The sequence below is a fragment of the Allobosea sp. R86505 genome, assembly GCF_042466375.1.
Lineage (GTDB): Bacteria > Pseudomonadota > Alphaproteobacteria > Rhizobiales > Beijerinckiaceae > Allobosea.
Genome location: NZ_JAXHPY010000001.1, coordinates 4,144,180 through 4,157,553 on the forward strand (window position 1 = coordinate 4,144,180; position 13,374 = coordinate 4,157,553).

Annotated in this window: 16 protein-coding genes; 7 read left to right on the forward strand and 9 right to left on the reverse strand. The window is 67.1% G+C overall.

Translation table 11 applies throughout. The features are described 5' to 3' along the window. Nucleotides 1–48: 48 nt before the first annotated feature. Both SJY11_RS19990 and SJY11_RS19995 read right to left on the reverse strand, forming a co-directional pair. Nucleotides 49–537, reverse strand: a complete 489-nt coding sequence (locus SJY11_RS19990) for a hypothetical protein (protein WP_376988502.1) — start codon at nt 535–537, stop codon at nt 49–51. Next, nucleotides 534–710, reverse strand: coding sequence for a hypothetical protein (locus SJY11_RS19995; RefSeq protein ID WP_376988503.1), 177 nt, complete (start codon nt 708–710; stop codon nt 534–536). Before SJY11_RS19995 ends, SJY11_RS19990 begins: the two co-directional genes overlap by 4 nt. A 247-nt stretch (nt 711–957) precedes the next feature. Here SJY11_RS19995 and SJY11_RS20000 point away from each other — a divergent pair, with 247 nt between their 5' ends. The 4 genes from SJY11_RS20000 (at nt 958) to SJY11_RS20015 (ending at nt 3,325) form a co-directional block, all read left to right on the forward strand. Beyond that, the gene (locus SJY11_RS20000; protein WP_376988504.1) at nt 958–1,587 is read left to right on the forward strand and encodes a lysozyme inhibitor LprI family protein; all 630 of its coding nucleotides are present in this window, start codon (nt 958–960) and stop codon (nt 1,585–1,587) included. Nucleotides 1,588–1,834: 247 nt separating this feature from the next. After that, complete coding sequence (locus tag SJY11_RS20005; RefSeq protein ID WP_376988505.1) at nt 1,835–2,101, forward strand: hypothetical protein; 267 nt, start codon at nt 1,835–1,837, stop codon at nt 2,099–2,101. 60 nt (nt 2,102–2,161) lie between these two features. Then, nucleotides 2,162–2,539 carry a DUF6894 family protein gene (locus tag SJY11_RS20010; RefSeq protein ID WP_376988506.1) on the forward strand — a complete coding sequence of 126 codons (378 nt, stop codon included), beginning with the start codon at nt 2,162–2,164 and terminating at the stop codon, nt 2,537–2,539. 162 nt (nt 2,540–2,701) lie between these two features. Continuing rightward, nucleotides 2,702–3,325, forward strand: coding sequence for a hypothetical protein (locus SJY11_RS20015; RefSeq protein WP_376988507.1), 624 nt, complete (start codon nt 2,702–2,704; stop codon nt 3,323–3,325). A 275-nt stretch (nt 3,326–3,600) separates the two neighbouring features. On the opposite strand, the gene SJY11_RS20020 is transcribed toward SJY11_RS20015, so the two are convergent. The 6 genes from SJY11_RS20020 to SJY11_RS20045 all read right to left on the reverse strand — a co-directional run bounded on the left by SJY11_RS20020 (nt 3,601) and on the right by SJY11_RS20045 (nt 8,989). Further along, nucleotides 3,601–3,870, reverse strand: coding sequence for a hypothetical protein (locus SJY11_RS20020; RefSeq protein WP_326907606.1), 270 nt, complete (start codon nt 3,868–3,870; stop codon nt 3,601–3,603). A gap of 8 nt (nt 3,871–3,878) precedes the next feature. Further along, nucleotides 3,879–4,151 (reverse strand): translation initiation factor IF-1, encoded by a 273-nt coding sequence (gene infA, locus SJY11_RS20025; RefSeq protein WP_066724490.1) that lies wholly within the window; start codon nt 4,149–4,151, stop codon nt 3,879–3,881. Nucleotides 4,152–4,235: 84 nt separating this feature from the next. Next, nucleotides 4,236–5,669: a DEAD/DEAH box helicase gene (locus SJY11_RS20030; protein WP_376988508.1), complete on the reverse strand. Its 1,434-nt coding sequence runs from the start codon at nt 5,667–5,669 to the stop codon at nt 4,236–4,238. A gap of 180 nt (nt 5,670–5,849) precedes the next feature. Next, on the reverse strand, nt 5,850–6,059 hold the full coding sequence (locus tag SJY11_RS20035) for a cold-shock protein (protein WP_066724499.1): 210 nt from the start codon (nt 6,057–6,059) through the stop codon (nt 5,850–5,852). Between the two features lie 291 nt (nt 6,060–6,350). Next, a complete protein-coding gene (locus tag SJY11_RS20040; RefSeq protein WP_376988510.1) occupies nt 6,351–8,528 on the reverse strand; it encodes a xanthine dehydrogenase family protein molybdopterin-binding subunit in 2,178 nt (725 codons plus the stop codon). Nucleotides 8,529–8,530: 2 nt separating this feature from the next. Beyond that, nucleotides 8,531–8,989 (reverse strand): (2Fe-2S)-binding protein, encoded by a 459-nt coding sequence (locus tag SJY11_RS20045; protein WP_326907617.1) that lies wholly within the window; start codon nt 8,987–8,989, stop codon nt 8,531–8,533. A 190-nt stretch (nt 8,990–9,179) separates the two neighbouring features. Between SJY11_RS20045 and SJY11_RS20050 the strand changes: the two genes are divergently transcribed. The 3 genes from SJY11_RS20050 (at nt 9,180) to SJY11_RS20060 (ending at nt 10,584) form a co-directional block, all read left to right on the forward strand. Continuing rightward, on the forward strand, nt 9,180–9,794 hold the full coding sequence (locus tag SJY11_RS20050; protein WP_376988511.1) for a TetR/AcrR family transcriptional regulator: 615 nt from the start codon (nt 9,180–9,182) through the stop codon (nt 9,792–9,794). A 113-nt stretch (nt 9,795–9,907) separates the two neighbouring features. After that, nucleotides 9,908–10,204: a type II toxin-antitoxin system HigB family toxin gene (locus tag SJY11_RS20055; protein ID WP_376988512.1), complete on the forward strand. Its 297-nt coding sequence runs from the start codon at nt 9,908–9,910 to the stop codon at nt 10,202–10,204. Nucleotides 10,205–10,209: 5 nt separating this feature from the next. Beyond that, nucleotides 10,210–10,584, forward strand: coding sequence for a helix-turn-helix domain-containing protein (locus SJY11_RS20060; protein ID WP_376989380.1), 375 nt, complete (start codon nt 10,210–10,212; stop codon nt 10,582–10,584). 39 nt (nt 10,585–10,623) lie between these two features. Here SJY11_RS20060 and ppdK read toward each other — a convergent pair whose 3' ends face one another. Further along, nucleotides 10,624–13,308, reverse strand: coding sequence for a pyruvate, phosphate dikinase (gene ppdK / locus SJY11_RS20065; protein WP_376988513.1), 2,685 nt, complete (start codon nt 13,306–13,308; stop codon nt 10,624–10,626). Between the last annotated feature and the right edge of the window lie 66 nt (nt 13,309–13,374).

Here is a 13,374-nt window from a genome sequence, read left to right on the forward strand (position 1 = left end):
GGGGGTGTGAAAAGAACAATAACATGGCCACACATCCCGATTCTGACCCTATCGCCAGAACCGACCAAAATGGGCCTTCAATTCATTCCGCCCTTCCACGGTGACTGCCGAAAACAGGTCGTTGTAAAACGCCTCCCGCGCTTTGAGCCCCTCGGCCGAGGATATCGGCCCCCAGCTCCCCTCGACCTTGCCTATGCGGGTGGCCAAGGCATCCGACGATATCAAAAACAGATCGCGATACTTGATTTTGATCAGATCGGCTGTGAGGTCGCCATACCGCTTTATCGCTTCTTCAGTCTCCGGAGAGTCGTCCGTTGCCGACAAGGCTGGTCCAGACTCTGCGAGATGCGTGAGGATGGCGCCTATCGCCACGTTGAGATCTCGATAGGCACCCAGTCGTATCTCGATCAGTTTGGCCGATCTGCCGGCCCGAGACGTCAGGAATCCCCCTAGAATGGATCCGATAAACGCTGCCACCACTGTCGCGATAGCGCCGGCCAATGGCAGAAGCGGAAGCAAATCCTGAGTGTTTTTCATGTGCTGATCACCACCTCCCGCACCCGCTTCGTGTGGCCCGCGCCGCCCGCCTGGTAGCTCAGCTCAACCTTCTCGATCGAGGCCCGGGCGAACAGCTCGCGCACCTCGGGCACGTCGTTCAATGAGAGGATGAAGCGGCCTTGAAGGCGCTGTAAAGTGCGCCCTGATGCCATCCCCTCAATCCTCGCTGAGAGCCGTTTCGAGAGTTCGGTACGCGATCGGCGCAGCGAGGCTGCAAACTCCGTCACCGGCTGCGCGGGGTTGGTCCAGCCGACAGGCCACCCAACCCTCCTCCGGCTCGCCGCCGCTTGACGGGGGGCCGGGAGCGCGGCAGGTTCCTCAAAGTTCATCCAAATTAACGTAGTCGGCTGACGTAGCGTTGGTCGCACCAGTGAGGCGCGAACAACGAGGTCTTTTCGCATGACCATCTGCGCCATCGCCGGACTCGTCCTGGCGGCGCTCGCCACCCCCGCCGACGCGCAGAGCACGCGGAGCTTTCGTTGCGATGACGGGGTTCGCCCTTTCACGATCAGAGTGACGGTGCTCGACCCGCAAACGATCTCGGCGAATGCGATCGACGGGCGCCCCCGGACCTTGCGGCTGACTCAACACCGAAACGGCGAGAGGACCTACGCCGGCGGTGCGGAGAACGAGTACAACATCACCTTCAACGCGAGCCAGGACCACGCCTCGCTGAACAAGCCCTATTCCGAGACGATCGAATGCCCGGTCGTCAGGGCCGCGCAGTCACAGCCGCGTCCCGGCTCCGGTCCGGGCGACATCGATCCCGGCCGCAAACCGGCCTGGTGCGCGAACCCCGCCAATCTGGCTCAGGAAACCGTCTGCGACAGCGCCGAACTGTCGCGGCTCGACGGAGTCGTCAGCGTGGCCTATCGCCGCGCCGTCTCCGACAGTGGCAGGGGCGCCGAAATCCGGCGGGAGCAGAGCCGCTGGGTCAGCCGCCGCGATGCCTGCGGCGAGGACAGGGCCTGCCTGCGGCGGCGCTATGGCGAGCAGATCTCGCTGCTCGAAGGCTATTTCAACAACTGATCTGTCGGGCGAGAACCGCTCCGCCTCGTCCTGGGGACCGGGGCTGATGACCAGCGGCGCCAGCAGCGATAGCGGCGCCCTCCCCGCCCCCCACCCGCCAATATGTCGCGGTCCGCCGCGTGGTGTTTGCCGGCGGCGCCTCCTATCCTGCCGTTACGGAAATGGGGTGGGATGGATGATGCCGGATATGACGTCGCCGCTGACGACCGAGATCGGCCGCATTCTGGCGTGATCGCTGTTCCTGCCCGTGCTCTGCGCCTGGCCCTTCCTCTCGGCGATGCCGCTGTTCTCGCTCTGGGGCGGCGGGCATTCGGTGCTGTCCTTCTCGATCGAGGCCGTGATGCTGCTGTTCGGCTTCTGGCCGCTGCTGGCGCTGCTGGGCGTCGGCGCCGTGCTGCGCGTCGAGGGCACGGGGCGGCTGGGTGGCACGCGCAGCGAGCGCGGCCTGTGGCTGGGCGCCTATGCCACGCTCTGGACCGGGCTCTACCTGATCGTCGCCTTCGCGCGGCCCTGACGCGCGCGGCATCGGCCCTTGCCACACGGAACAGCCCCGAAGACGGGGCGTTCAAGCGGTGTGGAGGGTCGCGTCATGCCCAAATATTACATCACCAGCGACGACGGCTCCGGGCCGCGGCGGGAGCCCGAGCCAGTCGATTTTCCCGACGAGAAGGCCGCGACGGACGACGCCCAGACCTCGCTCGCGGATATGGCGGGCGAGATCCTGCCGGATGGCAAGCACGCCGCCTTCTCGATCAGGTTGAATGACGAAGCCGGCGCGGAGGTCTATCGCGCCTCGCTGACATTCGACGCCAGCACCGGCGAGGAGACACGGGCCGCCGCCGCAGAGGACGCGCGCGCGTGCGACGCGGCGGCCGACTCGGTCGCGGCGCTGATCAAGAGCCATCCACGAAGGACGGCCGCTTCCGGCGGAAAGCCGTTCAAATGCCGGTGAATCGCTTCACGCAACGTCAAACTGCATGAACAGGTCGTGGGGCCGCGACGTGGTTAATTTTACCTTGTTTCGGCGTTTACCTTGCGTTCATCACTTTTCCCGGCTTTCTCCGCCTCACAGAGCGGCGGCCGACGCCGCGGGTTCGGGGACAGGTTGTCGAACATGGCGCACAAGGCTCTCACCGTTTCGGCTTTCACGGCGTCCGCCGTCTCGGCGGCACTGCTGCTCGGTGCCGGCGCTGCCCAGGCCGGCGGCTGCTTCGGCTCCTCCTGCCGCCCGGCCCCCTGCCAGGGCGCGGCCTGCTACAATCTGGTCGAGACGCCGCCGGTCTATGGCACGATCGCCGAGACGCAGATCGTGCGCCCCGCCAAGACCTATCGCCGCATCGTGCCGGCCGAGTACGACTACGTCACCGAGAAGGTGATGATCCAGCCGGCCCGGCAGATCCCGCATCATGTCCCCGCCCAGTATTCCTCGGTCCAGGAAAAGGTCCTGATCTCGCCCGGCGGCAAGCGCTGGGAGGTCACCACCGACGCCTATGGCCGCACCACCGGCTGCTGGGTCTATGACAAGCCGCAATATGGCTACCGCCAGCGCACCGTCGAGGTTTCGCCGGCCCGCGTCGAGTACGAGACGGTTCCCGCCGTCTACACCCAGCGCCAGCGCAAGGTGATGGTGCAGCCGACGCAGGTCCTGCACGAGACCGTGCCGGCCGTTTATGAGACCCGCCATCGCAAGGTGCTGGTGAGCCCCGGCTCGAAGCACTGGCAGAGGGCCGGCTACTGAGTTTTCGATCGAGACGTATTGTTGACTGACTGCCTTTGACTACGGAAAAGACCACTCAACCCCGGCTTCGGCCGGGTTTTTTTTTATGGGTTGCCCGTATTCGACGACACACCCTCCCCGTCATCCTGGACAAACCGCGAAGCGGCGCAGGCCGGGATCCATCATAAAGCGCCGTCCTGCCCTGTAATGGATCCCGGTCGGCCTGCGGCCGCCCAGGATGACGGGGTGGTGGGGATGACGGGCAGCAGTGCGTGCAGCAGCAGCCGCGAGGCGCCCTAGCCCAGCCCGCCCATCAGCAGCGCGAGCACGCCGACGCCGAGGAAGAATGCGAGCAGGCGGGCGGGCATGGCGACGAGCGCGCCCGGCGAGCGGCCGAGCGAAAGGCCGGCGACGATCTCGGTCAGGCCGAGCCCGAGCAGAACGAGGATGAAGGGCGGAAAGCCGGCGGAGGGTGCGAGCCCCCCGGCCTTATAGACCAGGGCAACGAGGGCGCCGAGGGCCGCGCCGAACGCGACGAAGACGAGCTCGACGCGCGTGAACCGCATGAAGCGGCTCAGCGCCGGCGGAAGTTCTGGTTGCGCGGCGGGCCGCTGGGCGCGGGGCCGGCGGTCTTCTGGCGGAAGTTGATGCGGCCGCGATCGAGATCGTAGGGCGACATCTCGACGACGACGCGGTCGCCGGCGATGGTGCGGATGCGGTTCTTCTTCATCTTGCCGGCCGCATAGGCCAGGATGACGTGGTCGTTGTCGAGCTTGACCCGATAATTGCCGTCCGGCAGCACTTCGACCACCGTTCCGTCGAATTCGAGCAGTTCTTCTTTAGCCATTCTGTCGTCCTTCGTGTGCCCGTTGGCGCAGGGAATGGACCGGCCCCTCAAGGCCGGCCCGTCCCGGTTCTGGCTCGTCGCGCGTCAGTTCGCGCGCCGCCGGGCGCCGTTGGTGCGTGGTTGCTGTGTTCTTTGCTGCAAGAACGCGACGCCGCCAAGTCCTTCCTTGGCGGAACCGACGTCTTTTCGCGCAGCCGGCGCGTCCGCGCGCTGCGGCCGCTCGCTGCGGGGCGCGTCGGACCGCGGGCCGCCATGCGCCGGCTTCGCCGACTGCGGCCGGCCCGAGCGCTCGCCTTGCGGCCGGCCCTGATCGCGACCGCCGCCGCCCTGCTGGCCACGTCCGCCGCGACCCTGGTTCTGGGGCGGCTTCTTGGGGGTGCGGCCGTCCCAATACGGCACCTCGCCCATGGGCGTGATGGCGATGCGGGTCAGCTTCTCGATGGCGGCGAGGTCGCCGCGCTCTTCGGGCGTGCAGAAGGCGATCGCCATGCCCGAGGCGCCGGCGCGCGCGGTGCGGCCGATGCGGTGGACATAGGTTTCGGCGACGTTGGGCAGGTCGAACTGCACGACATGGCTGATGCCGTCGACATCGATGCCGCGGGCGGCGATGTCGGTGGCGACGAGGATGCGCAGCTCGCCGTCACGGAAGGCGCCGAGCGCCCGCTCGCGCTGGCCCTGGCTCTTGTTGCCATGGATCGCGGCGGATTTGATGCCGGAAACCTCGAGCTGGCGGACGACCTTGTCGGCGCCGTGCTTGGTGCGGGTGAAGACGATGGCACGCTCCATCTCCGGCACGCTCAGGGTCTTGGCCAGCAGGGCCGGCTTCTCGCCGGGCGTGGTGAAGATGACGCGCTGGTCGATCTTCTCGGCGGTCGTCGCCACCGGCGCGACCGAGACCTCGACGGGATCGCTCAGATAGGCCGAGGCGATCTCGCGGATCGGCTTGGGCATCGTCGCCGAGAACAGCAGGGTCTGGCGCTTCTTCGGGATCAGCGTGGCGATCCGGCGCAGCGCATGGACGAAGCCGAGGTTGAGCATCTGGTCGGCCTCGTCGAGGACGAGATACTCGATCTCGCGCAGCGAGACGGCGCGCTGGTCGACGAGGTCGAGCAGACGGCCGGGCGTGGCCACGAGGATGTCGACATGCTGGCCGAGCGCGCGGATCTGCTTGCCGACCGGCACGCCGCCGAAGACGACGGCCGACTTGACCGTGGTGAACTGGGCATAGGCGCGGATCGAGGTCTCGATCTGGGCGGCGAGCTCACGCGTCGGCGAGAGGATCAGCGCGCGCACCTGGCGCGTTTCCATGCGGCGCGGCTGGCTGAGCAGCCTGTGGATCAGCGGCAGGGAGAAGGCGGCGGTCTTGCCGGTGCCGGTCTGGGCGGCGCCGAGGAGGTCGCGGCCCTGGAGGATGTGGGGGATGGCCTGGGCCTGGATCGGCGTCGGCGTGGTGTAACCTTCGGAAGCGAGCGCCTTGAGAAGCTGCTCGGCCAGGCCGAGGTCGGTAAATTGGGTCAAAACAGGTCTTTCCGGACGCCGCGACGCAAGGGGCACATGTGGGTCTCGGCTGTGCCGCCGGATTGCGCCCGGCCTTTGAATATTGAATCTGTCCCGCCGGCGAACCGCTAAGCCACAGCGCCGGAAGGTGTCGTGCGTGAACCAGGCCGGCGCGGGGCCGGCCTGGAGCGTTGGGTTGCCTCAGGCGACGGCGAGGTTGCCGGCCGAGGACTTGCCGGTCTTGCGATCGGCGACGAGCTCGAACGACACGACCTGGCCTTCGACCAGCTCGCGCAGACCGGCGCGCTCGACGGCGGAGATGTGGACGAACACGTCCTGCCCGCCATTCTCAGGGGTGATGAAACCGTAGCCCTTGGTGGCGTTGAACCACTTGACGGTGCCCTTGTTCATATTGGTCGTCCTTACGTTTCAGATCCGCGTATATCGGGAAGACACAGCGCGGCGCGCGGACGCCTGCCATGGTCTCGTAGTCGATGTGTGGTGGATCTGAATCGTGCCCGCCGACCGGAACGAACCGCGCGGAGGATGGCCAGAACCCGGCCGCATCTCGTCTTACATGGAGAGGCCTAGCACAAATTGCAACGCGGGTCCAGCGAAGGCTGGCCAAGGCAAAGGCGGCAAGCTCGCCGGAGCCCGCCGCCTTGCATCCTGCTTTGGTCGGGGCCTGAGCCCGCGACGACGTCAGACCGTCCCGCCGACCATCGGCAGCTGGCGCGGACGGCTCTTGCCGAGGCGGGCAAGCGCGTTGGCGACCGCTGGCCCGATCGGCGGCACGCCGGGCTCGCCGACGCCCGTCGGCTTCTCGGTCGAGGCGATGATCGCGACCTCGACCTGCGGCATTTCCTCGAAGCGCAGCGAGCGATAGCTGTCGAAATTGGTCTGCACCGGCTTGCCCTTGTCGAGCGTGATCTCGCCATAGAGGGCATGGCCGAGGCCAAAGCCGATGCCGCCTTCCATCTGCGCGCGGATGACGTCGGGATTGACCGCGATGCCGCAATCGATCGCGCACCAGACCTTGTGGACCTTAGGCTCGCCATTCTGCCCCACCGAGACCTCGGCGATCTGCGCGACGAAGGAGCCGAAGCTCTCCGCCACCGCGACGCCGCGTGCCCGGCCATTGCCGGCGTCCGGCCCGGTCCATTTCGCCAGTTCCGCGACAGCCTTGAGCACGCCCGCCAGACGCGGCTCCTTGCCCATCAGGGCGAGACGGCCAGCGACAGGGTCCTGCCCCGCAGCCTGGAGCAGTTCGTCGACGAAGCACTCGACGGCATAGGCGGTGTGGGTGTGGCCGACCGAGCGCCACCACAGGGTCGGAACGCCGACCTTCGCCGTGTGGACCTCGCAGCGGAAATCCGCGACCTCATAGGGCAGTTCGCTGGCGCCCTCGACCATGGTCGCGTCGATTCCGTTCTTCACCGTCATCGCCTCGAAGGGCGTGCCGAGGAAGAAGGACTGGCCGACGATGCTGTTGGTCCAGGCGGTGATCTTGCCGTCCTTCACCGCGCCACGCAGGCGGTGGACGAAGAGCGGGCGATAATGGCCGCCGGTCAGGTCGTCCTCGCGGGTCCAGACCAGCTTGACCGGCCGGTTGGGGCCGATCGCCTTGGCGCACATGGCGAGTTCCGCCGCCAGATGCTGACTGACCTGGGCGCGCCGCCCGAAGGAGCCGCCGGCCAGCATGGTCTCGAGCTGAACCTTTTCGGGCGGCAGTCCGAGGATCGTGGCGATGGTCATGTGCTCGGTGGTCTGGAACTGGCTGCCGAAGCGGGCGAGCGCGCCCTGCGCGTTCCATTCGAGATAGCCGTCGAGCGGCTCCATCGGCGCATGCGCCAGATAGGGGAAGACGTATTCCGCCTCGATCACGCGCTCGGCCTTGGCGAGCACGGCGTCCGCATCGCCATGGCGGCCGGCGACCGTGCCGTGCGTGCGGGCGAGCGCGCGGTACTCGGCGATGAGCTCGGCGCTGCCGCGTGTCTCTGCTCCGCTCTCGTCCCAGACCACCTTCAGCGCCTCGCGCCCCTTGAGCGCCGGCCACATCCCCTGGCCATAGACGGCGACGCCGAAGTCGATCTGCTTGACGTCGACAACGCCCCTGATCTTCAGGGCCTCGGTCGCATCGAAGCTCGCGACCTTGCCGCCGAAGCGGGGAGCACGGGCCACGACGACGGTCAGCATGTCCGGCGCGCTGATGTCGATGGTGAACTGCGCCTTGCCACGGGCCTTGTCGGCGGTGTCGAGGCGCTTGACCGCGCCCTCCTTGCCGATCAGCCGGAACTGCGCGGGTGCCTTCAGGGGCACGTCGGCCGGTGCCGGCAGCTTGGCGGCGGCATCAGCGAACTCGCCGAAGCGGCCCTGCTTGCCGGAGGCGTGCTTGAGCACGCCGGCCTCGATGCTGATCTCACCGGCCGGGACCTTCCAGGCCTGGGCAGCCGCCTGGACCAGCATTATTCGGGCGGTCGCGGCCGCCTTGCGGATCTGCTCGAAGGAATTGGCCATGGCGGTCGAGCCGCCCGTGCCCTGCACGCCGAAGGCGAGATTGGCGTAGAGCTTGACGTCGGCGGGCGCATGCTCGGCCCGCATCTGGCTCCAGTCGGCGTCCATCTCCTCGGCGACGAGCGTGGCGAGACCGGTGAAGGGCCCCTGCCCGAACTCGATATGCTTCACCAGGACGGTGATGCTGCTGTCGGCGCCGACGCGAATGAACGCGTTGGGGGCAAACGTCGCCGTTCCTCCCGGCCGGAACGCTTGCGCGGCGCCGGACTGGGCGCGAGCGGCCTTCGGGAGCTGCAATGCGATGATGAGACCGCCGGCGCCGGCGAGCAGCGAGCGGCGCGAGAGGGTGAGATCATGGGCGGTCATACTCAACCCTCCAGGCTGCGGGCGGCGGCGTGGATTGCCGTGCGGATGCGGGCATAGGTGGCGCAGCGGCAGATGTTGCCGTTCATGGCGGCGTCGATGTCGCCGTCGCTGGGCTTGGGGTTGTCCTTGAGCAGCGCGACCGCGCTCATCACCTGGCCTGACTGGCAGTACCCGCATTGGGGGACGTCGATTGTGTCCCAGGCGGCCTGGACCGCCCGTGCTTCCTTGCTGTCGAGCGCCTCGATCGTGGTGACCTTGCCTTCGACCGCCGAAACGGGCGTGACGCAGGAACGGACCGGCTGGCCGTCGATCCAGACCGTGCAGGCGCCGCATTGCGCGACACCGCAGCCGAATTTCGTGCCGGTCAGACCGAGATTGTCCCGGAGCGCCCAGAGAAGGGGCGTGTCGTCGTCGACATCGACGCTATGGGTGCGTCCATTGACGGTGAGTGTATGGGCCATGACTGCCTCGCGGTGGAAATGCGATGTGAAGAAGCGGAACGTCGCCTGGCCGCAGGGGTTATCCTCGAACCCGATCCGGCATAGCGTCTGCCGGCGATCATAAGGGCGATCAGCCGGAAATAGACTTTCTGTATCAATTCAGTCTAGTTGGGACTAGTCGCTCAAAGGCTGGAATTCGTCAAGAGTGGCAATGGACGACTCACGAGAATGTGCCCTTCCGCCGCCGGATGAGGCACGCACGCGCATTGAGCAGATTGCCGACGCGGCGCTGCGGCGCTTTGCGCGTTACGGCTTCAAGCGCAGTTCGATGGACGACGTGGCGCGCGAGGCCGGCTTGGCCAAGGCGACGATCTATCTGCATTTCAAGGGCAAGGATGACGTCTTCCGGGCGATGATCGCGCGGTTCTCGGCGCAGGTCGCCGCACGCTGCGAAGCGGTGATGGCGCAGCCCCTGCCCTTTCCCGACAAGCTTTCGGCGCTGATGCTCGCGCATTTCGGCGCCGGCTATGCTGCCTTCGGCGATGGCGAGCACCTGCTCGAACTGAAATCGGTGATGACCAGCATCGCGCTGCCGGAAGCGCAGGCCTTCGAGCACATCTTCTGCAGCCAGGCGACGACGCTGCTGGCGCGGGCGGCCGCCGCGGGCGAGATCTCGCTCGGCGCCCTACAGCCCGCCCATATCGTCGAGACGATGGCCCAGGCCGCGATCGGCGCGAAGATGGGACCGCAGCCGTCGCTCGAGACCTATGAAGCCCGCCTGCGCCGGATCGCGGCGCTCACGGCGCAGGCGGTGGCGAAACGGTAGCCGCCACCTGCGCAGGCATGCCCATCGGCGCACCCGTCTGTCGCGTCGAAGTTTTGGATCCTCAGATGGCGCATCCACTTGTTCCCGTTTTGGGAACATGATATCCAGGGGTCATGCAGGTGATCGCGCGCCGAACTTTACGGGAGTTCTGGAAGCGCGAACCCCATGCCGAGATGCCGCTGAGGGTCTGGTACACAATTGTCGACAAGGCGAACTGGAGCGGCCCCGCGGACATCAAGGCGCAGTTCGGACCCACCGTCGATTTCGTCGGCGACAACCGCGTCATCTTCGATATCGGCGGCAACAAGTATCGGCTGATCGTCCACTTCGCCTATGCCTATCAGCGGGCGCTGATCAAATTCGTGGGAACCCACAAGGAATACGACCGGATCGACGCGGAGACCGTGTGATGCAGATGGATATGCGAGCGATCCGCACCGAAGCGGATTACGAATGGGCGCTGGCAGAGATCGAAACCTACTTCGATCTCCAGCCGGAGCCAGACACTCCGGAAGCCGACCGGTTCGATGTGCTGGCCGCGCTGCTGAAAGTCTATGAAGACGCGCATCACCCGGTCGTGACGCCAGACCCGATCGACATGGTCCGGGAGTGGATGGCGATGCGGGGGCTCAGCCAGAACGATCTGGCGGTGCTGATCGGCTCCAGGTCGCGCGCCTCGGAAGTCCTCAACCGCAAGCGCGCGCTGACCATGTACATGGTTTTCAAGCTCAACCGGGAATGGGGCCTCCCGGCCGACACGCTGATCGCACCCTACCCCCTGGCGGCCTGACCCGATCCGTCGACGCGGGAGCGGGTAACACCCTCCGCCTCAGCCCTCTTTCGCCCGCACCGCGCCGAGCGCCGCCTGCGCCGCAGCAAGACGGGCGATCGGCACGCGGAAGGGCGAGCACGAGACATAGTCGAGACCGACGCTCTCGCAGAAGCCGATCGAGGCCGGATCGCCGCCATGCTCGCCGCAGATGCCGAGCTTGATGTCGGGACGCGCCTTGCGGCCGCGCTCGGCCGCCAGCCTGACCAGCTCGCCGACGCCGTCCTGGTCGATGGTGACGAAGGGATCGGCGGCGAGGATGCCCTTGGCGGTGTAGGCGCCCAGGAAGGAGGCGGCGTCGTCGCGCGAGATGCCGAGCGTCGTCTGCGTCAGGTCGTTGGTGCCGAAGGAGAAGAATTCGGCGCTCTTCGCGATCTCCTCGGCGCGCAGCGCCGCGCGCGGCAGCTCGATCATGGTGCCGACCTGATAGCTCAGCTCGACCTGGCTCTCGGCGATGACCGCCTTGGCCATGGCGTCGATGCGCGCCTTGACGAGGTTGAGTTCGGCCACGCCCATGACGAGCGGCACCATGACCTCCGGGATCACGGCCTTGCCGGTCTCGCGGGCGGCGATGACCGCCGCCTCGAAGATGGCGCGGGCCTGCATCTCGGCGATCTCGGGATAGGCGATCGCGAGGCGCACGCCACGGAAGCCGAGCATCGGGTTGAACTCGTGCAGCTCGGCGGCGCGGTGCTTCAGCGCCTCGGGCGTGACGCCCAGCGCCTGGGCGACCGCGGCGATCTCGGCCTCGCCATGCGGCAGGAACTCGTGCAGCGGCGGGTTGAGCAGGCGGATCGTCACCGGCAGGCCGCTCATGATGGTGAAGAGCTGGACGAAGTCCTGGCGCTGCATCGGCAGGAGCTTGGCGAGCGCGGCGCGGCGGCCCTTGTCATCGGCGGCGAGGATCATCTCGCGGACCGACTGGATGCGGTCCGCCTCGAAGAACATGTGCTCGGTGCGGCAGAGCCCGATGCCCTCGGCGCCGAACTCACGGGCGGTGCGGGCATCGTCCGGCGTCTCGGCATTGGCGCGGACCTTGAGGCGGCGGACGGCGTCGGCCCAGCCCATCAGCGTCGCGAATTCGCCGGAGAGCTCCGGCTTCTGCATCTTGACCTCGCCGAGCAGCACCTGGCCGTTGCCGCCGTCGATGGTGAGGACGTCGCCGGCCTTCAGCACGGTCTGGCCGACGGTGAGCGTGCCCTTGGCGTAGTCGACGCGGATCTGGCCGGCGCCGGAGACGCAGGGCTTGCCCATGCCGCGGGCCACCACCGCCGCATGCGAGGTCATGCCGCCGCGCGTGGTCAGGATGCCCTCGGCGGCATGCATGCCGTGGATGTCCTCCGGCGAAGTCTCGACGCGCACGAGGATGACCTTGCGGCCGGCCTTGCGGGCGTTCTCGGCCTCGTCCGAGTTGAAGACGATCTCGCCGGCGGCGGCGCCGGGCGAGGCCGGCAGGCCGGTCGTCAGCACGCGGCGCTCGGCCTTGGGGTCGATCATCGGATGCAGGAGCTGGTTGAGCGCGCCGGGCTCGACGCGGCCAACCGCCTCCTGCTGCGTGATCAGGCCCTCCTGGGCGAGTTCGACCGCGATCCGCAGCGCAGCCTTGGCGGTGCGCTTGCCGGAGCGGGTCTGCAGCATCCAGAGCTTGCCCTCCTGGATGGTGAACTCCATGTCCTGCATGTCGCGGTAGTGCTTTTCGAGGATCCCGTAGATCCGGCAGAGTTCGGCATAGGCCTCCGGCATCGCCCTTTCCATCGAGGGCTTGTCGGAACCGGCCTCCTTGCGGGCGGCCTCGGTGATGTCCTGCGGGGTGCGGATGCCGGCGACGACGTCCTCACCCTGCGCATTGACCAGGAACTCGCCATAGAGCGCGTTCTCGCCGGTCGACGGATTGCGGGTGAAGGCGACGCCGGTCGCCGAGGTATCGCCCATGTTGCCGAAGACCATCGACTGGACGTTCACCGCCGTGCCCCAGGCGGCCGGGATGTTGTTGAGCTCGCGATACTTGATCGCACGGGCATTCATCCAGGAGGAGAAAACAGCGCCGACCGCACCCCAGAGTTGGGCGTGGGGCTCCTGCGGGAAGTCGCTGCCGAGCGCCTTGCGGACGATCTCCTTGTACTTGCCGACGAGCACCTTCCAGTCCTCGGCACCGAGATCGGTGTCGAGATGGTAGCCCTTGCGCTCCTTGTAGTCCTCGAGCGCCTCCTCGAAATGGCCGTGGTCGACGTCGAGCACGACGTTCGAATACATGGTGATGAAGCGGCGATAGCTGTCCCAGGCGAAACGGGCATCGCCCGACGCCTTGGCGACGGCCTCGACGGTGACGTCGTTGAGGCCGAGATTGAGGACGGTGTCCATCATGCCCGGCATCGAGGCGCGGGCGCCCGAACGCACCGAAACGAGCAGCGGATTGGCGGGGTCGCCGAAGGTCTTAGCCGTCAGGCGGCCCATCTCGGCGAGCGCCGCCTGGGCCTGCGCCTCGAGATCCGGCGGGAACTGCTTGCCGTTGTCGTAATACCAGGTGCAGACCTCGGTGGTGATGGTGAAGCCGGGCGGCACGGGCAGGCCCAGATTGCTCATTTCGGCGAGGTTCGCGCCCTTGCCGCCGAGCAGGTTCTTCATGCCCGCCTCACCCTCGGCCTTGCCGTCGCCGAAGGTATAGACCCATTTCCCGCCAGCCATCGTCCCAGCCCTTTCACATCATCCAGACCGCGCAAGAACGCAGCGGCCGGCGAATGGTTCGCGTGC